The sequence below is a fragment of the Vibrio sp. Vb1127 genome (assembly GCF_033338735.1).
Taxonomy (GTDB): Bacteria; Pseudomonadota; Gammaproteobacteria; order Enterobacterales; family Vibrionaceae; genus Vibrio; species Vibrio alginolyticus.
In genome coordinates, this window is sequence record NZ_JAWOTF010000017.1 from 61,360 (window position 1) to 81,739 (window position 20,380).

23 protein-coding genes are annotated in these 20,380 nt (G+C 47.0%); 10 read left to right on the forward strand and 13 right to left on the reverse strand.

Annotated features, from left to right (window positions below):
• From R7H07_RS18725 to R7H07_RS18740, 4 genes are all read right to left on the reverse strand, one after another.
• Positions 1–987, reverse strand: coding sequence for a serine/threonine protein kinase (locus R7H07_RS18725; protein ID WP_172563652.1), 987 nt, complete (start codon positions 985–987; stop codon positions 1–3).
• 48 nt (positions 988–1,035) lie between these two features.
• Positions 1,036–2,457, reverse strand: coding sequence for a cytochrome c oxidase accessory protein CcoG (gene ccoG, locus R7H07_RS18730; protein WP_033906581.1), 1,422 nt, complete (start codon positions 2,455–2,457; stop codon positions 1,036–1,038).
• Positions 2,458–2,765: 308 nt separating this feature from the next.
• Complete coding sequence (locus tag R7H07_RS18735) at positions 2,766–3,032, reverse strand: YihD family protein (RefSeq protein ID WP_033906580.1); 267 nt, start codon at positions 3,030–3,032, stop codon at positions 2,766–2,768.
• A 166-nt stretch (positions 3,033–3,198) separates the two neighbouring features.
• Entirely contained in the window at positions 3,199–3,366 is a 168-nt protein-coding gene (locus R7H07_RS18740; protein ID WP_005379043.1) for a hypothetical protein, read from the reverse strand.
• A gap of 296 nt (positions 3,367–3,662) precedes the next feature.
• Here R7H07_RS18740 and R7H07_RS18745 point away from each other — a divergent pair, with 296 nt between their 5' ends.
• On the forward strand, positions 3,663–4,469 hold the full coding sequence (locus R7H07_RS18745) for a sporulation protein (RefSeq protein ID WP_017821573.1): 807 nt from the start codon (positions 3,663–3,665) through the stop codon (positions 4,467–4,469).
• Between the two features lie 70 nt (positions 4,470–4,539).
• A complete protein-coding gene (gene trhA, locus R7H07_RS18750) occupies positions 4,540–5,193 on the forward strand; it encodes a PAQR family membrane homeostasis protein TrhA (protein ID WP_025768918.1) in 654 nt (217 codons plus the stop codon).
• Between the two features lie 33 nt (positions 5,194–5,226).
• Here trhA and R7H07_RS18755 read toward each other — a convergent pair whose 3' ends face one another.
• The 6 genes from R7H07_RS18755 to def form a co-directional block, all read right to left on the reverse strand.
• Positions 5,227–5,811 carry a DUF3157 family protein gene (locus R7H07_RS18755; protein ID WP_005379050.1) on the reverse strand — a complete coding sequence of 195 codons (585 nt, stop codon included), beginning with the start codon at positions 5,809–5,811 and terminating at the stop codon, positions 5,227–5,229.
• A gap of 26 nt (positions 5,812–5,837) precedes the next feature.
• Complete coding sequence (locus R7H07_RS18760) at positions 5,838–7,283, reverse strand: TrkH family potassium uptake protein (protein ID WP_017821575.1); 1,446 nt, start codon at positions 7,281–7,283, stop codon at positions 5,838–5,840.
• Positions 7,284–7,292: 9 nt separating this feature from the next.
• The gene (trkA, locus tag R7H07_RS18765) at positions 7,293–8,669 is read right to left on the reverse strand and encodes a Trk system potassium transporter TrkA (RefSeq protein WP_005379062.1); all 1,377 of its coding nucleotides are present in this window, start codon (positions 8,667–8,669) and stop codon (positions 7,293–7,295) included.
• Positions 8,670–8,732: 63 nt separating this feature from the next.
• Positions 8,733–10,016 (reverse strand): 16S rRNA (cytosine(967)-C(5))-methyltransferase RsmB, encoded by a 1,284-nt coding sequence (gene rsmB, locus R7H07_RS18770; protein ID WP_158159522.1) that lies wholly within the window; start codon positions 10,014–10,016, stop codon positions 8,733–8,735.
• A gap of 80 nt (positions 10,017–10,096) precedes the next feature.
• Positions 10,097–11,044 carry a methionyl-tRNA formyltransferase gene (gene fmt, locus R7H07_RS18775; protein WP_064368874.1) on the reverse strand — a complete coding sequence of 316 codons (948 nt, stop codon included), beginning with the start codon at positions 11,042–11,044 and terminating at the stop codon, positions 10,097–10,099.
• Positions 11,045–11,077: 33 nt separating this feature from the next.
• Positions 11,078–11,596 (reverse strand): peptide deformylase, encoded by a 519-nt coding sequence (gene def / locus R7H07_RS18780; RefSeq protein WP_005379068.1) that lies wholly within the window; start codon positions 11,594–11,596, stop codon positions 11,078–11,080.
• Positions 11,597–11,734: 138 nt separating this feature from the next.
• On the opposite strand from def, the gene R7H07_RS18785 reads away from it, so the two are divergent.
• The 4 genes from R7H07_RS18785 (at position 11,735) to R7H07_RS18800 (ending at position 15,052) form a co-directional block, all read left to right on the forward strand.
• Positions 11,735–12,829, forward strand: coding sequence for a LysM peptidoglycan-binding domain-containing protein (locus R7H07_RS18785; RefSeq protein WP_206959990.1), 1,095 nt, complete (start codon positions 11,735–11,737; stop codon positions 12,827–12,829).
• Positions 12,813–13,922: a DNA-processing protein DprA gene (gene dprA, locus R7H07_RS18790; RefSeq protein WP_149192458.1), complete on the forward strand. Its 1,110-nt coding sequence runs from the start codon at positions 12,813–12,815 to the stop codon at positions 13,920–13,922. Before R7H07_RS18785 ends, dprA begins: the two co-directional genes overlap by 17 nt.
• A 2-nt stretch (positions 13,923–13,924) precedes the next feature.
• Complete coding sequence (locus R7H07_RS18795) at positions 13,925–14,404, forward strand: DUF494 family protein (protein ID WP_031823674.1); 480 nt, start codon at positions 13,925–13,927, stop codon at positions 14,402–14,404.
• 78 nt (positions 14,405–14,482) lie between these two features.
• Positions 14,483–15,052: a type I DNA topoisomerase gene (locus R7H07_RS18800; RefSeq protein ID WP_005386647.1), complete on the forward strand. Its 570-nt coding sequence runs from the start codon at positions 14,483–14,485 to the stop codon at positions 15,050–15,052.
• 63 nt (positions 15,053–15,115) lie between these two features.
• Here the strand turns inward: R7H07_RS18800 and R7H07_RS18805 are convergent, their stop codons facing one another.
• Entirely contained in the window at positions 15,116–16,249 is a 1,134-nt protein-coding gene (locus R7H07_RS18805; RefSeq protein WP_033906573.1) for a 5-(carboxyamino)imidazole ribonucleotide synthase, read from the reverse strand.
• A gap of 4 nt (positions 16,250–16,253) precedes the next feature.
• Positions 16,254–16,739 carry a 5-(carboxyamino)imidazole ribonucleotide mutase gene (gene purE, locus R7H07_RS18810; RefSeq protein WP_033906572.1) on the reverse strand — a complete coding sequence of 162 codons (486 nt, stop codon included), beginning with the start codon at positions 16,737–16,739 and terminating at the stop codon, positions 16,254–16,256.
• A gap of 199 nt (positions 16,740–16,938) precedes the next feature.
• Here purE and R7H07_RS18815 point away from each other — a divergent pair, with 199 nt between their 5' ends.
• The 4 genes from R7H07_RS18815 (at position 16,939) to R7H07_RS18830 (ending at position 19,663) form a co-directional block, all read left to right on the forward strand.
• Positions 16,939–17,496, forward strand: a complete 558-nt coding sequence (locus R7H07_RS18815; RefSeq protein ID WP_005379084.1) for an L-threonylcarbamoyladenylate synthase — start codon at positions 16,939–16,941, stop codon at positions 17,494–17,496.
• A 47-nt stretch (positions 17,497–17,543) separates the two neighbouring features.
• The gene (gene hemF / locus R7H07_RS18820; RefSeq protein WP_206959989.1) at positions 17,544–18,461 is read left to right on the forward strand and encodes an oxygen-dependent coproporphyrinogen oxidase; all 918 of its coding nucleotides are present in this window, start codon (positions 17,544–17,546) and stop codon (positions 18,459–18,461) included.
• A gap of 101 nt (positions 18,462–18,562) precedes the next feature.
• The gene (gene aroE / locus R7H07_RS18825) at positions 18,563–19,396 is read left to right on the forward strand and encodes a shikimate dehydrogenase (RefSeq protein ID WP_042523879.1); all 834 of its coding nucleotides are present in this window, start codon (positions 18,563–18,565) and stop codon (positions 19,394–19,396) included.
• A gap of 3 nt (positions 19,397–19,399) precedes the next feature.
• Complete coding sequence (locus tag R7H07_RS18830) at positions 19,400–19,663, forward strand: DUF1488 domain-containing protein (RefSeq protein ID WP_005379090.1); 264 nt, start codon at positions 19,400–19,402, stop codon at positions 19,661–19,663.
• 7 nt (positions 19,664–19,670) lie between these two features.
• On the opposite strand, the gene R7H07_RS18835 is transcribed toward R7H07_RS18830, so the two are convergent.
• Positions 19,671–20,219, reverse strand: a complete 549-nt coding sequence (locus R7H07_RS18835; protein ID WP_033906568.1) for a gamma carbonic anhydrase family protein — start codon at positions 20,217–20,219, stop codon at positions 19,671–19,673.
• Positions 20,220–20,380: the final 161 nt, after the last annotated feature.

The following is a 20,380-nucleotide window of genomic DNA, read 5'->3' on the forward strand; positions in this document are numbered from 1 at the left end:
TTACCATTGAGGCATTAAAGACAGCGGTGCTTCTTCTAAAGCGGCGATCTGCTCTTTAAATGCAAGGACCTGACCTTCCCAGTATTTTGGCTCATTAAACCATGGAAAAGCGAGAGGAAATGCAGGGTCATGCCAACGTTTTGCCAGCCATGCCATATAGTGCACCATTCGTAGACCGCGAAGTGGCTCGATTAGTTTCAATTCTGCAGGATTAAAGTCGCAAAACTCTTGGTAAGCCTCTAAAACAATATCCAACTGCATCAGTTTGTCTTGGCGTTCACCGTTCAATAGCATCCATAAGTCTTGTACTGCAGGGCCGTTACGAGCGTCATCCAAATCAACAAACATAGGGCCATCTCGCCACAAAATATTGCCTGGGTGGCAATCGCCATGCAAACGAATGATATTGAAGCCTTCTTGCCAGTGGCTTTCAATTGATTTGATCAGCATATCCAAGTCATTGAAGAAGCTGTTCTCCAAGTGCATTGGAATCATATTGGCGTTTTGCAGAATCTCTCTTGGTTGATACAGGTATTCTTGTAAGCCGATCGTAGGGCGATGTTGGAAGGCTTGGCGGCTGCCGACTTTATGGATTCGGCCAAGGAAACGCCCTACACCTTCGAGCTGATCTAAATTGTCAACCTCGTATTGGCGACCACCCACGCTATCAAACAGCGCAAAAGCATAGCCTTGATAGTGATGCAGGGTTTCACCGTTGATGCGCACAGGTGGTGCGATGGGGATCTCATTGCCAATCAGCTCTAAAGTAAAGTTGTGCTCCTCTTGGATCTGTTCATTGCTCCAACGTTCAGGACGGTAAAACTTGACGACATAACGACGACGCTCTTCGTCAGTAAATTGATAAACACGGTTTTCGTAGCTATTGAGGGGAAGAAAGCCTGATTCTGCGCGAACGCCGATGCTTTCTAACGCGTACCACATAAAGTCTGGGGTAAGGGCGTCAAAGTTAAACATACTTTGGGACATATAAACAAAAAGGCTCATTACTGAGCCTTTTTCCATTAGTCATCGAAGTTATAGCTTCTTGATAAATCGGCTTTCCACTTCAATGGTGAATTCGTTGCTCTTATCGGTGAGTATAAACTGAATTGTCGTAATCGCAGAGTTTAGCTTGTCAGGATCGGCACCAAGACTCATTGGCAGGTTCAATACCTCACCTGGCTGGACCTGAATTGTCTGCTTACCATACCAGCTTACATCGGATAGCCCTTCAACATCCAACGAGTACTCTTGCACTTGCTGAGTTTTGTTGATCACCTTGAGGGTGTAGGTGTTTTCTACTTCGCCCGAGCTATTAACGCGGAACAGTTGGTTACGGTCGCGAATAACACTCATACCGGCTGGGTCTACCGCTGCAATTTGGGCAAAGAAAAGACCGACCATGACCAGTAGCACAGCTCCATAGCCCAGCAGCTTCGGACGCATGACTTTGGTACTCTTACCCGATAAGCGGTGCTCGGTGGTGTAACTAATTAGGCCCTTCTCGTAGCCCATGCGATCCATGGTGTTGTCACACGCATCAATACAGGCGCCACAGTTGATACATTCATACTGCAAGCCGTCACGAATATCGATACCTGTTGGGCACACCTGCACACACAAGTCACAATCAATACAATCACCCAAACCAAGTTGCTTTGGATCGGCTTTGCGCGGACGTGGGCCACGTTTTTCCCCACGTTTTGCATCGTAGCCAACGATGAAGGTGTCTTTATCAAACATGGCAGACTGGAAGCGCGCGTAAGGACACATGTGAATACACATGATGGAACGCATCCAACCAGCATTACCATAAGTACAAATGGCAAAGAACATTACCCAAAAGACGGGCCAGAAGTTGGCGTTAAAGGTGAAAAAGTCGATAACCAATTGCTTCATTGGTACGAAGTAGCCAACAAAAGTAAAACCAGTGGCGAGTGCAATGGCAAACCAAGCTATATGTTTGACGGTTTTACGCATCGCTAAATTCGCCGTCAGCTTATTGGAGTCTTGTTTACGGCGTTTATTGGCACTACCTTCGAGCTTCTCTTCAAACCAGATATACATGAAGGTCCAGACGGTTTGTGGGCAGAGATAGCCACACCAAACCCGACCTAAGAAGGTGGTAATAAAGAACAACCCAAACGCCGCGATCACAAACAGCAAGGCGAGTAGGGTAAGATCTTGTGGGTACAGGGTGGTACCGAAAAAGTTGAACTGCTGGTTGCCAATATCGAGCAAGATCGCTTGACGTTCACCGTAAGGAATCCACGGTATCAAAGCGAAGAGAAGTAGTAAGAACCAACCACCGTAACGACGTAGTTTCTGGTAAGTTCCTTTACTTTCGCGTACATAGATGCGATTACTTGGGTTAAACCGATCCCCGTTTCCTTTGTGGGTTTTGGGATTATAGGTTTTAGGAGTCACATCTTTGATATCGATCTTGTCCTGACTCATGCACTCATCCTTCTTAGGCTTTTATAATGTACGGCGTCATTTCTATTGATGTCGCTCGATGACATTGCTGCTCGTTCCGTCATAAAGATGACCGAACATAATTATTTTAGTAAATACTGATGAACGGCGATTATACAATCAATAACAATTCCGTTTCTTTAACGCAGTCAATGTTTAACAACAAAAATCAGTACAGTTAACCTGATAATTGGCTGAACAGTTATAACCAATTGTGGGACTAAAAACTTTGGTTATAAAAAAGCGACTCACAGAGAGAGTCGCTTAAAGAATACTGGCTGTTGAGCTGGTTATTTGATGATGCCACGAGCGCGTAGGATCGCCGTTTTAAAATCGTCCTCTTGGTCTTTTTTGAGTCCAGGGATCATTTCATCTTTGCTGCTATTACGCATTTTAAGGTGGTAGATCAGTACATCGTCGGTCAGATCTTCTAGCTTTCCTTCATAGCCTGCTTCTTTTGCCAGCTTAACGATGAACTGCAATAGGTTCAGCTCTTGCTCTTTATGCCATTCAGGCTCTAGTAGCTCAAGCAGCTCTTCAATGCGATGACACTTCATTTCTTTCTCCACAGAATTTATAGGTGTAATTAGCAGTAAAGGTACCAAATTGCTTTGCGAAGACCAAATAGGAAAAACTATCTCTTTCACTGTAGTTTGTTCTAAGTCTTTGAAGCTTTATGAGTCGCGTGCAAAGAAAAAAGCGCAGCTGGCGCCGCGCTTTTGATTAAGCTGCTTTGATAACTTTGGCCGGAACACTCGACATCATTGCTGTCTTCTCAACCAATGTCATTGCTGGCGCAACTTGCTTTGCCTTTGGTGCAGTAGTAAAGCCACTGCGGCGGCGCATTGCACTAGTATTAGTGTGTGCGAACCTGACTGTTGTTGGGCGCATTAATTTACCTAACTGTCAGGCATATCCATTGCCGATGTAATGGCCTGAATCATTATGAGCTAGGCTCCAACAAGATTGAAGAATCACTCTTCTGGCTCTCGCCAATCCAGTTAATGAGTCAGGAATACCGATATGCATGCATATCAAGTGTAAGATTAGCATCCTTGTAATAATTGGTCGATAGTTGAGCAATTGAATTGTTTAGATTTTGTCATTTTGTCGCGATGTTCGAGGCAATTTTTGTTTGATCCCACGATCAGCAGTAGTAGTATGAGATCTCGATGAAGGAGGTGCCTATGTCATTTTTGAAGAAGACACTTGCCAGTTTTGGGATTGGGAGCGCGAAGGTAGACTCAATCTTAAACCAAGACGTGCTATACCCAGGTCAAAGTGTGGATGTGTCGATCCATGTATATGGTGGTGCGACTGAACAAGCGATCGACAACATTGATTTAAAACTCTGTTGCCGCTACATCGCAGAAGCCCCTGATGACCGTGGTGCGCGAGAAGGACACAGCATGCGCCGAGTACCTCAAACTCATGTGCTTGCTAAGTGGAGTCTCCCTTACGCATTTACCATCCATTCCGGCGAAGAGCGTACCTTCGATGTTAAGCTCGATGTGCCTTGGAACACGCCTGTCACCATTGGTGATGCCAAAGTATGGTTAGAAACCGGCTTAGACGTTGCCGCTGCTTTGGATCCGACTGATAAAGACATCCTCACCGTTCGACCTGATCCACTGATGGATGCGGTACTATCTGCATTTGAAGCGCAAGGTTTACGAATTCGCCAGGTGGAATGCGAGGAAGTGAAAGGATTCGATCTACCATTTGTGCAAGAGTTTGAACTGGTGCCAACCGACGGACCTTACCACGGCGTGTGGCGCGAATTAGAATTTGTTGCCCACCGCAGTGAGCAAGAGCTCAAGTTGTGGTTTGAAGTTGACCGCACACGCAAGGGGCAAGGTGGCATGCTCGCGAGCTTACTGAGTAGTGGCAAACTCAAGCGAGAGCTGACCATTCCTGCCACGACTAAGCCAGATCAAGTTGGCGAACTGGTACTCAATTATCTCGATCAAACTACTGCCGTTCATGAGTCTTAATTTAAGCTTACACGTGTAAGCCTAATGTGCCATACTAGAGCAAATTTCAAACTCTAGTATAGGCGCATTGATGTCCGAGCTGCAGAAACCTCAATACAGTCAACGTGAAGAACTGGCCAATACCATCACCCACGGTATAGGGATGATTTTTGGTATTGTTGGCTTGATACTGCTGTTAGTTAAAGCCATAGACCATCAAGCTGACACTTTAACGCTTACCAGTATGGCGATTTATGGTGCGAGTATTATCGTGCTATTTTTGGCCTCGACGCTCTATCATGCGATCCCTCATCCCAAAGCGAAACGTTGGCTAAAAACCTTCGACCACTGTGCTATTTATCTTTTGATAGCAGGCAGCTATACCCCTTTCTTGTTAGTCAGCTTAAGAACACCTCTAGCATTTGGGTTGATGATCGTTATTTGGAGCATTGCGTTGATCGGCATCATCATGAAAGTTGCGTTCGTCTATCGATTTAAAAAGCTTTCTTTGATGACGTATTTGGTGATGGGATGGTTATCGTTGATTGTGATTTATCAGTTGGCGATCAACTTGGATGTCGGCGGACTTACACTGCTTGCTGCTGGTGGAGTTGTGTATTCACTGGGCGTGATTTTCTACGTTGCGAAGCGCATTCCCTTTAACCATGCGATTTGGCACGGCTTTGTTTTGGCTGGCTGCGTGTGCCATTTCTTTGCTATTTATTACTTTGTTGAGCCTATCTAGCCGATAGGCTCAACAAAGAATATTAAACACGTATTAGCGAGTTTTTACCTCTAGCACTTTGGCAGAAAACTGGTATTGCTGTGATTGCGGTACAGCCAATTTAATGCTCTTACCTTGTTCCGCTTGCTGTGGTCGCAGGTAGGTATCCGCCATGCGCTTGATGGATTGCCAAACCGTCACGTTTTCTTTTGCCAGTTGCTGACCAGACATATCAAACACTTGCACCTCAACTTCCACTTGAATGACAGATTGAGAGCTTTGGTTAGTGATTGATGTAGGCAAAATAAGCTCACCGCTTTGATAGCTTGCTGAACCAATCAATACATCCACACCTGAATCTGATAGCTGCATGGTTGGCTTTTTGGCGTTTACCACCACGGTCGTGCCAACGGTTTTCGTTACCACAGGAATTGTCGCAATCGCAGGAGCTGCGATTGTTTCAACTACGCTTGCTGTTGTTTGTGTCTCCGTCGCTTGCTGCGCCGGTTTTTTCATGACGTACTCCCAGGTAAAGTCATCGTTCAACTTCACTTCTCGACCATCGGCTAAAGTGATGACCTCGGCGGCGTATGTGGATGAGGCGGCAAGTAGGGTCGCCAGAGTAATCCATGTTTTCATTGTTATACCTTTTAATTAGAGTCTGCTTAGCGGCGCCAAAACGCAGGAAAGAACAGTACAAGAATAGTCAGAATTTCCAAGCGGCCCATTAACATCCCAAAGCTTAAGAGCCATTTGGCAGTATCGGGCAGAGGCGCGAAGTTGCCTGTCGGGCCAATCACACTGCCCATACCAGGGCCAACATTGGCAACGGCGGTGATTGAGCCAGAAATACTGGTCACAGGGTCGAGGCCTAGTGCACTTAAACAACCCGCGATAAAGATAATGGTGATAAAAAACATCAAGCCAAATGCCACCACTGAGCGAACAATATCATCATTCACCGGTCGCTGGTTATAACGCTGTACAAACACCCCTGAAGGGTGAATCAACTTCATCATTTGTTTGTTTAGCAGCGTCATCGCAATTTGGAAGCGGAAGATTTTGATCCCGCCAGACGTTGATCCTGAGCATGCTCCCGCCATCATTAAGAATGCGAAAAGAGTGGTGGGTAATGCGCCCCATGCGGTGAAGTCTTCTAAGCCAAAGCCAGTTGTGGTGACGACAGAGACAATATTAAACATCGACACTCGCAGGGCATCCAAAATGGTGTACCCATCTCGAATCACTAACCAAGCTGAAATCACTAAGCTTGAGAATACGAACAGGTACGCAAATCCTCTAACTTGAGCGTCGTTAACCAACACATCAATACGGCGTTTACGTAACGCGGCGATAAAGAGCAAAAACGGCAAACCACCTAAGAACATAAAGGTAGTGGCCACCCAATGTGCGCCATTAGAGAAGTGGTTCATTGACCCATCAGATGTAGAGTATCCACCCGTCGATAGCGTAGTAAAGGCATGGTTGATTGCTTCGAACAGGTTCATGCCGGTGATCAAGTAGCCCAAAATACATAGGCCCGTTAGCATTAAATATACCGCTACGATGTTTTTGGCGACCGTTTTCGCTCTTGGACTACTTTTATCCGACCAATCTGATGATTCGGTTTGGAATAGCTTCATACCACCGACATTCAGCATAGGTAACACTGCTACCGCCATCACGATAAAACCAATGCCACCAAGCCATTGTAAAATAGAGCGCCACAGCAATATGCTCGGCGCCATGTTGTCTAGGCCACTGAGCACCGTTGAGCCCGTCGTGGTGATACCCGACATCGTTTCGAAGTAGGCGTCGGTGAAGCTGATGTGGTTGATAAACACAAATGGCAAGGCGGCAAACGCACTCGCGATGGTCCAAACCAAACTGGTGATGAGGAACATATCGCGTACGCTGAGTTTGAACTTGGCGGTTCGACCTATCGTTAGGCAGATGAAGGCGGCAAGGTGCGTGATCACAACGGCTTGGGCGAAATCGAGGAATCCCCCCGTACCGGTAAAGAAAGCGACCAAAGTCGGCACGTACATAAACAGGGCCAGTTTGGATAAAACTAGCCCGATAACAAACAGTACGGGACGTAAGTTGACCATAGGAAAATCCTAGAGGAAGAATGGACTCGGCTGGAATAGCGCTTCGACGTCTGATACGTATTTTTTGTTGACCAGGAACATCACCACATGGTCATCCTGCTCGATGACCGTACGGTCGTGGGCAATAAGAACTTCTTCGCCACGAACGATAGCACCAATGGTGGTCCCAGGTGGAAGTTTTATATCTCCAATTGCACGTCCAACCACTTTGGATGTACTTTCATCACCGTGAGCGACGGCTTCAATCGCTTCCGCAGCACCGCGGCGAAGTGAGGACACGTTTACGATATCAGCGCGACGAACGTGCGTTAGCAAGGCTGAAATAGTGGCTTGCTGAGGTGAGATTGCTACATCAATTACGCCGCCTTGTACCAGGTCTACATAAGCGCCACGTTGGATCAGCACCATCACTTTTTTGGCGCCCATGCGTTTTGCCAACATTGCAGACATGATGTTGGTTTCATCTTCGTTGGTCAGCGCGATGAAGACGTCGACTTGGTCGATGTTCTCTTCCGAGAGAAGCTCTTGGTCTGCCGCATCACCGCAGAACACGATGGTGTTTTCTAGTTGCTCAGAGAGCTTTTCTGCACGCTGGTAGTTACGCTCAATCAGCTTCACGCTGTAAGTTTGCTCTAGGCGTTTAGCCAAGCTTGCGCCGATGTTACCCCCGCCAACAATCATGATGCGGCGGTACGGTTTTTCTAGACGCTGAAGCTCACTCATCACTGAGCGAATATGATTACTTGCTGCAACGAAGAACACTTCATCGTCGGCTTCAATAATCGTGGTGCCTTGTGGGCGAATCGGGCGACCCTGGCGGAAAATAGCCGCCACACGGGTATCGATGTGCGGCATGTGCTCACGCAAAGCAGACAGCGCATTACCCACCAGCGGGCCACCATAGTAGGCTTTCACCGCCACTAGGCTGACTTTCTGTTCAGCAAAGCTCACCACTTGCAGCGCGCCTGGGTATTGGATCAGACGTTCGATGTAGCTCGTGACGAGTTCTTCTGGTGCGATAAGGTGATCAACAGGAATAGCGCCAGATTTAAACAGGGCTTCTTTTTCTGCCAAGTATTCTGGAGAGCGAATACGTGCAACGCGGTTTGGGGTATTGAATAGAGTGAACGCGACCTGACAGGCGGCCATGTTGGTTTCATCAGTGTTGGTTACTGCGACGAGCATATCGGCGTCTTGCGCGCCAGCTTCATGCAGCACGTCTGGGTGGCTCGCATGGCCATTGACCACACGCAGGTCGTATTTGTCCTGCAATTCACGCAGTCGGTCGGCATTATTGTCGACGATGGTGATGTCGTTGTTTTCACCCACTAGGTTTTCTGCCAGTGTGCCGCCAACCTGACCTGCACCAAGAATAATGATCTTCATACTCTTTTCTCGTATCTGAAAAAGGCGATTGAAATCACTTCAATCGCCCTATTTAGCATGCTGTTACGCGTGTGTTTTAGTTAGCACTGCGTAGTAGAAACCATCCATATCTTCTTCGCCTGGTAGAATTTGACGACCAGGCTGGTCGGGATCAGAATCCAGCAGTTGCGCATCCGCGGTACGTGCTAAAAACGCTTTTACTTGCTCCACGTTTTCTTGCGGTGTGATTGAACAAGTCGCGTAAACCATGGTGCCGCCGGGCTTCAGTTGCGTCCACATGGCATCAAAAATTTCACTTTGTAGCTCTGCTAATGCGGCGATGTCGTCTGCACGACGTAGCCATTTGATGTCTGGGTGACGACGAATCACGCCAGTCGCAGAACATGGGGCATCCAGCAAAATGCGATCAAATTGCTCGCCTTGCCACCATTCTTGTGGATTACGCGCATCACCGCAAACCACTTTTGCCTGAAGGTTGAGACGCTTCAGGTTTTCATGCACACGTTTCAAGCGTGTGTCGTCGCAGTCAATCGCGACCACTTCACTGCCCGACGTGCGCTCTAGAATGTGCGCCGTCTTGCCACCTGGCGCAGCACAGCAATCTAAAATCCGTTCGCCGTCTTGTGGTTTTAGATAGTTGATCGAGAGCTGCGCTGCCGCATCTTGTACCGAAACCCAACCTTTATCAAAACCAGGTAGCTTCATCACGTCACATGGTGCGGCCAATTTTATGGCGTCCATTGCTTCTGTGTGTGGCGTGCTATCAATGTTTTCATTTTTGAGCAGCGCAAGGTATTCATCACGAGTGTGGTGTTGGTGATTTACACGGAGCCACATTGGTGCTTTTTGGTTGTTCGCTTCAACTATGCTTTCCCATTGCTGTGGGTAGGCCTCTTGCAGCAGTTTTAGTAACCAGCTTGGGTGACCGTACTTGCCAGCGTTGTTGCTGACGGCCATTTGGTCGAGTTCTTCTTGGTTGCGCTGGTAGTTACGCAATACCGCGTTAATCAAACCACGCAGACGAGGACCTTTCAGCTCTTTAGTGCCTTCAACCGTTTCACCGACTGCTGCGTGCGCAGGAATACGCATGAAGCTCAGTTGGTAAATACCAACCAGAATTAGGTGATGGAATACACGTTGTTTGCCTTTGAGGGGCTTATCCATCAACTGGTTTGCGATCATTTCTAGGCGAGGGAGGTAACGTAGCGCACCGTAACAGATCTCTTGTAACAGAGCGTGGTCACGAGGTCGTACCGTTTGTTGAGCCGCTGGAAGAGCGCTTGAAAGTGAGTGGCCCTTGTCGACGACAAGATACAGGACGTTAGCAGCCGCAGCGCGAACATTCATGATGAGTACCTTAAAGTAAAGGAGGGCATCTCTGCCCTCTAAAAGTTCGTATAATTGGGGATAATAACCCCTAGTATGGCTTAAACTAGCAGAGTGCCCACTTCAAACCAAGCCGCACGCGAATTCAGAATATCCTGAACTGACATGGCTTTTTTGCCAGGAACTTGCAGTTGCTCTAGCACCAGTATGCCGTTGCCTGTCGCAACATAGATACCGGTTTTATCTGCTTGCACGATGGTGCCGGCTGGCTTGTCACTGGTTTGCTCTGCCACACGGCTTTGCCATACTTTGATGCTGTTTTCTGCCGCCTCAAAGTGGCTCATTGGCCATGGGTTAAATGCACGAACGCAGCGCTCAATGTGCGCCGCATCGTCGTTCCAGTTGATGCGTGCTTCTTCTTTGCTGAGTTTTTTCGCATAGTTCGCTAGCTCATCGTCTTGCTTCACTGGCACTGCTTTACCCGCAGCAATGTCTGCTAGGCAGTCAATCAGGGCTTCTGGACCAAGCTCAGCCAATTTTTCGTACATTGAAGCGCTGGTATCTGTCGCTTCTATTGGCAGAGTTGCAATCTTCAGCATATCACCAGTGTCGAGACCGATGTCCATCTGCATGATGGTCACGCCAGTTTCTGCATCGCCCGCCCAAATAGAGCGTTGGATTGGAGCCGCACCACGCCAACGAGGTAGGATAGAACCATGTACGTTGATACAACCCAGTTTAGGGGTATCAAGAACCGCTTGTGGCAGCAGCATACCGTACGCCACGACAACCATAAGGTCGGCGTTCAGATCGGCAAGTTCTTGTTTCGCTTCGTCGGACTTAAAGCTTTCAGGTTGGTAAACCGGGATATTGTGTTCTAGCGCCAGTTGTTTTACCGGTGGCGCAGCCAATTTTTTGCCACGACCCGCTGGACGATCTGGGTTTGTGTAAACCGCGATGACTTCATGCTCCGAAGACAACAACGCCGCCAAGTGACGGGCGGCGAAATCCGGAGTACCTGCAAAGACAATTCGTAAAGACTGACTCAAGGTAGACTTCCTTCTAATTGGTATGGTTCGAGATTAAGCGTTTTGCTGCTTCTCGTTAAAGCGTTTGATTTTCGCTAGCTTGTCCTGAATGCGTTTGCGTTTCAGTGGCGATAGGTAATCCACGAACAGCTTACCTTGTAGGTGATCAAGCTCGTGTTGAACACAAATCGCTAGCAGGTCGTCGGCTTCAAAGGTGAACTCTTTGCCATCACGATCCAGTGCTTTAACGGTAACTTCTGCAGCGCGAGGCACAAGTGCGCGCGCACCTGGTACCGACAGACAGCCTTCTTCGATGCCATCTTCGCCACGCTTTTCCAGAATCTCAGGGTTGATTAGCACCATCGGCTCATCGCGAGTTTCTGAAATATCAATCACTACGATACGTTTGTGAATATCAACCTGCGTTGCAGCAAGGCCAATACCTTCTTCGTCGTACATGGTTTCAATCATGTCATCGACGATTTTTTGAATCTCAGGTGTCACCGCTTCAACAGGCTTTGCGACTGTGCGCAGGCGATCATCCGGGAATGTTAATACTTGTAATACAGACATATTCACTCGAAATATTGAACTGTGCCGAAACAGCACAAACCTTGTTGGCTCAATTCTAGACATTTTATAGCCTAAATGACAGCATCCTTGCACCAATTTCCATTCTGGTTCCTGCTTAATAGACCAAGGACGAGGGTCATGAATCGAATTTTCCGCAACGTTGCCAGTGTTACGTTGCCGTTACTTTTCTCTTTCAACGCTGTAGCAAATGTGGATGCGAACCCACTGACTGTTAAAGATGATGCGCCACAAACATATGTAGTTGTGAAGGGCGATACGCTATGGGATATTTCGGCCATGTACTTGGATAGCCCGTGGTTGTGGCCTCGTTTATGGCAAGTAAACCCGGAAATCGATAACCCTCATTTAATTTATCCCGGAGACAAGCTGTCTTTGGTATGGATTAACGGTCAGCCCGTGTTGAGCCTAAAACCGGTTAAGAAGCTGAGCCCGAAAGCTCGCATCACAGAAAAGAAAGCCGTACCAACGGTCGCGGAAGGTTTGGTGATGCCTTACCTCAAATCGGATCGGTTGCTAGATAAAGATTCGTTGAACAATGCTGCAAAAGTGATGGGTAGCAGCAAAGGCAGTAAGTATCTGACTACAGAAGATGTGCTGTATATCAATGGCAATCAGACCGCGACAGGTTGGGCTATTTACCGACCAGTAGCTACCTTTTCGCGTGACGATGTGTCCGAAGAGATTACCGCGCTGCGTTTGATTGCCAAAGGCGAGCTCGTTGAAGCTTCGAGTGATTATTCAGGTTTGAAGCTTACATCGCAAATGCAAGAAATCCTACGTAACGATATCGCGTTGCCAAATCAATCGGTTGAGAATACTGACTTCACGACTACGTTCTATCCGCTGCCGTCGCCACAAGGCAGTTCTGCAAAGTTGCTAGGTAATATCGAAGGTATTCGCTTTAGTTCAACTAACCAAGTCGTGGTGATTGATAAAGGCACGTCAGATAATCTCAAGCAAGGCAGTGTGTTTGATTTAAAAGAAGACGCGCACCCAGTTTACAAAGACGGCGATGAGTTCAAGAAAGAGTTTGGCGTGCTTGATAAGAAAATCACTTTGCCTCAAAGCAAAGTTGGTGAGTTGCTGGTCATTCGTCCTTATGAGTACTTTAGCTTGGCACTGATCACTAACAGTACGAAACCCATTAACCAAGATATTTCGGTGGTGTCACCGTTGGCGGACGAATTAACCATCGATGAATCGACGAAATAACGATGATCTCGTTGCCTGGTTAAAACTGAGTTGTTTACCAGGCATTGGCGGCGTCAAAATGAATAAGCTACTGGCAAGAGACACGCCATGTAACATCGTAAACTTCTCTCCTGAACAGCTACAACAACTTGGGTTAACAACTAAGCAAATTCAAGCTTGGGCTTCAACAGATAAAGAAGTCGATGCTTGTTTAAGCTGGCTTGAGGCTTCTACAAACCATCATATCCTGACACTGACTGACCCGCGTTATCCACCTCAACTCAAACAAATCGTTGCACCGCCACCTCTACTTTTTGTTCAAGGAAACCCTACTTGTCTTTCTCAGCCACAAATCGCGATGGTTGGCAGTCGAAATGCGAGTATTGATGGATTACAGCATGCACGTCAGTTTGCTGCAGAGTTTGTTCAGCACGATTTTATTGTCACCAGTGGTCTCGCTTTAGGCATTGATGGTCATGCGCATGATGGTGCGTTGCAAGCGGGTGGTAAGACGATTGCGGTGCTAGGATCTGGCTTAGAAAATATTTATCCGGCACGTCATCGTGGTTTAGCGCAACGTGTTATTGAACATGGGGCTTTGGTGTCTGAGTTTCGGCCTAATGCCAAGCCGCGCCCAGAAAACTTCCCGCGTCGTAATCGTATTATTAGTGGATTATCGCTTGGTGTGCTGGTCGTCGAGGCGGCGAAAAAGAGCGGCTCGTTAATTACAGCTCGTTACGCGCTTGAGCAAGGTCGAGAAGTATTTGCGCTGCCAGCGTCAATCAATGCCCCCAATGCCTGCGGTGGAAACCAGTTGATACGTCATGGCGCTTGCCTCGTAGAAAAGACGAAAGATGTCTTAGATGAAATACAGTCCTTGCTTGATTGGTCTATTAATCAGAGTACCGATTTATTTTCTACGTTAAATGATGAAGAAGAATTGCCATTTCCTCAGCTGTTAGCTAACGTAGGAAGTGAAGCTACACCGGTTGATATTCTTGCAAACAGGACCAATATACCTGTCCAAGAAGTCATGATGCAGCTCTTAGAGTTAGAACTCTCTGGGCATGTCGTTGCGGTTTCAGGTGGCTATATTCGAAAGGGGAGGGGCTAGCTATGATGATGGATATACTGATGTATCTATTCGAAACCTACATCCATAGCGATGCAGAGTTACAGGTCGAACAAGACGAGTTGGAAGAAGAATTGCTTCGCGCTGGCTTCCAACAAAAAGATATCTATAAAGCCCTTGTCTGGTTAGAAGAGCTCGCAGCGCTGCAGCAAAGTGATACATCTTCTGCGATTTCGGCTTGTATCGCGTCATCATCGACTCGTATCTACACTGCGAAAGAGATACAGCGTTTGGATTTGGAGTGCCGAGGTTTTTTATTGTTCCTTGAGCAAATCAATGTATTGACGACAGAAACTCGTGAAATGGTGATTGACCGAGTGATGGGGCTAGAAACGAGCGAGTTTGAGCTTGAAGACCTCAAATGGATCATTTTGATGGTGCTGTTTAATGTGCCTGGTAATGAAAACGCTTATACGCTAATGGAAGAGCTGTTGTACACCAAAGAACAAGGGATTCTTCACTAACCCAATCTAGGCAAGTTCGAGTTTAGCTAGCAAGAACGCGAGCTTGTCTTTTGGTGTGTTTTTCACGAAACGGTAAGTATGAGTAGTAAAATCGACAACACCCTTTTCTCTGCCCATGAACACGCATTGGAACACGAGCCGTGTCCTAAATGTGGCAGCGAGTTGACCCTCAAACATGGCAAACACGGTCCCTTTCTTGGCTGTAGCCACTACCCAAGCTGTGATTACATCAAAGCCCTGCACAACAATGATGGACACATCGTCAAAGAGCTTGGCGTTCCTTGTCCAGATTGTGGTAACGAGTTGGTATTACGCCAAGGGCGTTATGGCATGTTTGTTGGTTGCAGTAACTATCCGGCGTGCCATCATATTGAGTCGATTAATCAACCTGAGCCAGAAAAGCAGTCGCAAGAGCACCACGCGTGTCCTGAATGCGGTAAAGGTCATTTAGTTGAACGTAAGACGCGTTTTGGTAAAACTTTCTACGCATGTGATAACTACCCTAAATGCAAATTTGCAGTGAATCTCCCTCCGGTAAAGGGGAGGTGCGAAGAATGTGGTTTTACGTTGTTGGTGGAGAAGAAACTCGCCAGTGGTGTGAAATTGCAATGTGCCAACCGTAAGTGCCAGCACACTCAACAAGGGTAAATACATCAAAGGAATTAAAAAGGGTCGCATCGTGCGACCCTTTGTGGTTTTTGGGGCTAGATTTTAGCGTTGTGCTTGTTTCGCAAACTCGTGCACGGCTGGGAATGTCATTGGATCTAAGACCTTCGCGAGAGCGCACAACCTACGGTGCAATTCTCCTGGGTAGTCACCGCATACGTTGATGTGACCCATTTTGCGCCCTTCGCGCTTCTCTTTGCCGTACCAATGGATGTGACAACCATCCATGGCGAGCAGCGTTTCTGGCAACGTATCTTCACCAAGAATATTCACCATTGAGGTTTCACGAACCAATTTCGTACTACCTAATGGTAAGCCGCATACTGCGCGCAGATGGTTTTCAAACTGACACGTTTCTGCACCTTGCTGTGTCCAGTGACCAGAGTTGTGCACGCGTGGAGCAATCTCATTCACTAAAAGTGCCCCATCGACATCAAAGAACTCAAGCGCTAATACGCCAACGTAATCTAGGCTATCTGCGACAGCCGTGAACATTTGCTTTGCTTGTTCCTGTAACTCTGGCGCATCAATCGCAGTAGAAAGACTCAATACACCGTTGGTGTGAACATTCTCTGCCAGAGGGTACACTTCCACATTTCCATCTTTGCTTCGAGCACCAACTAGTGATACTTCGCGGTTAAAAGGAACAAACTCTTCAGCAACAATCGCTTGAGTTGGTGTTGCCGCGATGCACTCTGCCATCTCAGTCCAAATGTCGTCGACTTGAGAAGCTTCTTTTAAGCGCCATTGGCCTTTACCATCGTAGCCACCCAATGCACTTTTCAGAACCATTGGCATACCAACGTGTTCAATTGCGCGCTCAAAGTCTTCACGAGTTTCAATGACGTAGTATTTCGCGTTGCGCACGCCAGCATCATCAAGCAGTGCTTTTTCAATACGGCGATCACCACCTGCTTTGATGGCTTGCGTACTTGGTAGGAACTTGCCGCTCGCTTCGCAAACCTTTAGCACGTCATGTGGAATATGCTCGAACTCGGCAGTAATCACATCAACTTGCGTAATCGCATTTTCCAAGCCATGGCCAAGTACCTGTTGAGTTAAAGGGTGAACGACATCACCGCTGCTGACATCGTAAGCTGAAATTTGAATATTCAGTGGCGCACCAGCCAGAGACATCATACGAGCCAACTGACCCGCACCAAGAACCAGTACATGCATCTGATTAATCCTCTGCAGGGTTTGGATTTGCGAGAACTGTTTCCGTTTGCTCATTACGGAATGCTTCTACCTTCGCCATGATGTTTTCATCATGAGTGCCTAGGATTTGCGCTGCTAGGATACCGGCGTTTGCTGCGCCCGCTTCGCCAATCGCCAATGTACCAACCGCAACTCCCTTTGGCATCTGTACAATAGAGAGCAGTGAATCCATACCTTTCAGTGCACGAGACTGAACGGGAACCCCAAGCACTGGCAAACTAGTAAACGCCGCCGCCATACCTGGTAGGTGGGCTGCACCACCTGCGCCTGCGATGATAACTTTGATGCCGCGTTCTTTTGCGCCACTAGCGTAGTCAGCCAGTAATTGAGGAGTTCGGTGTGCTGACACGACTTTTGTTTCGTAAGGCACGCCAAATTGATCTAGCATGTCCGCTGCTAGTTTCATGGTTGGCCAATCGGATTTAGAACCCATGATGATACCGACTTTCATCTCAAACTCCTTTAAGCTGCAAAAATTAGGTGAGCTATAAATTTGTGCGCATTATACGGGGATTTTTATCTCAAGCAAACGTTTGCGTCTTGTTGTTGGCGCTATTGATACATTTTATAAAAAAATTGCTTTAGTGTCTGAGAATGAATATTTGTACACTTAGTGAAAACAACACAGTCAAACAAATAGGAAGTAATCGGTGGATAACTTTGAACAAGTGCTCAACGCACTCAAGCAAGGCGAAGTGATTGCCTATCCAACAGAAGGGGTTTTTGGTGTCGGATGTGATCCAGATAACCCAGAAGCAATTCAAAAGCTATTAGAGCTCAAGCAGCGTCCGGTAGAAAAAGGGCTGATTCTCATCGCTGCAAGTTACGATCAGCTCTTGCCTTATATTGATGAATCTCAGTTGACTGAAGAACAATTACAGACTGTTCATGCCACTTGGCCAGGCCCATACACTTGGATCATGCCAGCGAGCGATAAAGTATCCAACTGGGTTTCAGGGCAGTTTGATTCAATTGCGGTTCGTGTGACTGATCATCCTTTGGTGCAAAAAATGTGTAATGCATTCGGAAAGCCGTTAACCTCTACCAGCGCGAATCTTTCCGGCTTACCACCGTGTATGACCACGGAAGAAGTCGAAGAACAGTTGGGTGATAAGCTGGTCGCCATTCTTCGTGGCGAGACCAGCGGTCGTGATAAACCCAGCGAGATTCGTGACGCCAAAACTTCACAAATATTAAGACAGGGTTAACCCTGCTAGCCAGCCATCATTAGGTTTCACGTAATAGGTAATAACGTATGTCAGCGATCGATAAGCACGCCGTAAAGCAGTTCTTGATGTCACTTCAGGACTCCATTTGTCAGCAGTTAGAACAAGAAGATGGAAAGGCCGTCTTTGTCGAGGATGCATGGCATCGTGAACCGGGCGAACGTCTTGGTGGCGGTGGGCGCTCACGTGTTTTGCGTGATGGCCTTGTTTTCGAGCAGGGAGGCGTGAACTTCTCGCATGTGGAAGGGAAAGAAATGCCAGCATCTGCGACAGCGCATCGTCCAGAGCTAGCGGGTCGTCGTTTTGAAGCGATGGGTGTTTCTTTGGTTATTCACCCTAAAAACCCTTATGTACCGACTTCACACGCCAATGTCCGCTTCTTTATTGCAGAAAAAGATGGCGAAGACCCAATTTGGTGGTTTGGTGGTGGTTTTGACCTAACGCCGTTCTATCCATTTGAAGAAGATTGCCAATCATGGCACGACACTGCAAAACTGCTTTGTGCGCCATTTGGTGACGATGTTTACCAAGAGCATAAAGCATGGTGTGACAAATACTTCTTCCTACCACATCGTAATGAAACTCGCGGTGTTGGCGGTTTGTTCTTTGATGATCTAAACCAGTGGGAATTTGATAAGTGTTTTGCTTACATCAAAGCTGTCGGTGAAGGCTATTGCCAGGCTTATTTGCCGATCGTTTCTCGTCGTAAAGAGATCGAGTATGGTGAGCGTGAGCGTGAATTCCAACTATATCGTCGCGGCCGTTACGTAGAGTTCAACTTAGTGTATGACCGTGGCACCTTATTTGGTTTACAAAGCGGTGGGCGTACTGAGTCGATTCTGATGTCAATGCCGCCGCTCGCTCGCTGGGAGTACTGCTACGAGCCAGAAGCGGGATCGCCAGAAGCTGAGCTTTACGAGCGATACCTAACGCCCCAAGAGTGGTAAGCACGGAATCTCCTTTTCTATATAGATAGATAGTGATAGGGTCATCTGTAATCAGGTGGCCCTGTTTTCTCTATATCTAAGTAAGGAACAAAGGTAAGGAAATGACCCAGCAAATCGATCGCTATGCCGTGTTTGGTAATCCTATCGGACACAGTAAGTCGCCATTCATTCACACCTTGTTTGCTCGTCAAACTAATCAATCTTTGGTGTACACCGCAGAAAGTGCACCTGTTGATGGTTTTATTGACGCGGCGAAGGTGTTTTTTGCTGAAGGTGGCAAGGGGTGCAACATCACTATGCCATTTAAAGAAGATGCTTATCAATTTGCTAGTCGATTGACAGAACGGGCTCAGTTAGCAGGCGCGGTAAATACCCTCAAGAAGTTAGACGATGGTGAAATCATCGGTGACAACACTGATGGTGCAGGTTTAGTGCAAGATCTGCTTCAGCATCAGGTTGTATTGGAAGGTGCGCGAATCCTAATTATTGGCGCTGGTGGTGCAGCTCGTGGTGTTATTAAGCCACTACTCGATCAAAAGCCGACCTCTTTAACCATTACCAACCGTACCTTTAGTAAAGCACAAGAGCTCGCAGAGCTGTTTGTCTCTCATGGTCCTATCGTAGCGAGAGAGATGGAAAGTATTGATGAAGAGTATGATGTCATCATTAACTCTACCTCCGCTTCTCTTAGTGGTGAACTGCCTGCTATCTCTTCCTCTATCTTTGCCGCCAACAGCACAAGCTATGACATGATTTATGGCAAAGGAGTGACGAGCTTTAACTTATGGGCAAGAGAAAATGGTGCCGCTCATGCGTATGACGGTCTTGGAATGCTGGTTGGGCAGGCTGCAGAAAGCTTTATGCTTTGGCGTGGCTTACGTCCTGGTGCCAAACAAATTCTCAGAGAACTAAGAAAGAACCTTGAAGGTCAATAAGCGATGAATCAATCCATCTTATTCCCAGATATTCAATCATGGGATGAAGTATCACAATCGGTAAACTTTTCGGCGCAACAATCAGGCGCACTAATAGAGTGCTTTGTGACGAAACAAAAGCTAGAAAAGCTCAGTGGTTCACTGATCGAAACTGAGCAAGCGGCAATTAAAGTGTTTACTGATTACCGATTCGACCTAGAAGAAATGGCTGAAGAGCTAATAGAAGATGAAGCCTTCAACGAAGAAGGCCATATCATCATCGGTTAACAGGGCTTTAGTTCAAGTCTTTTACTTCATTTAAGTAGTCGTTTTTGTTCTGCACATAGTTATTGGCAGACTTTTGCAAGAAAGCTCGTTCTTTTTCTGATAGAGGGCGAGCTTGTTTTACTGGGCTTCCAACATATAAGTAGCCACTTTCTAATACTTTCCCAGGTGGCACTAAACTGCCTGCTCCGATCATCACCTCTGACTCAATTACAACAGCATCTAAAACAATAGCTCCCATACCAACCAAAACACGATCGTGGATCTGACAACCGTGCAGCATCACTTTGTGGCCAATCGTAACGTCATTACCAATAATCAATGGGTAGCCGTTTGGGTTTTCGGCGTTCTTATGGGTGACATGCAAAACACTGCCATCTTGAATATTCGTTCGATCACCAATGTGAATGTGGTTTACATCACCTCGCGCTGCTACCAGTGGCCAAATGCTAGAATCATCGCCAATTCGGATATCACCGACTAAAACAGAGGTTGGGTCAACGTAAACACGCTCACCAAGTTCAGGCTTTATACCTTTGTAGCTTCTCATTGAGCTCATCTTTTTTCCTTATTCAGGGCGATTACAGGGTGTATGGAGGTAGAATAGTAGTGAAAACTCGCCTTTTAGAATAAAAAACACCCAAACGATAAAAAAATCAAAAAAAACGAGAAAAAGGGCTTGCCAATGTGATCGCAATCTCTATAATGCCACCTCGCTGA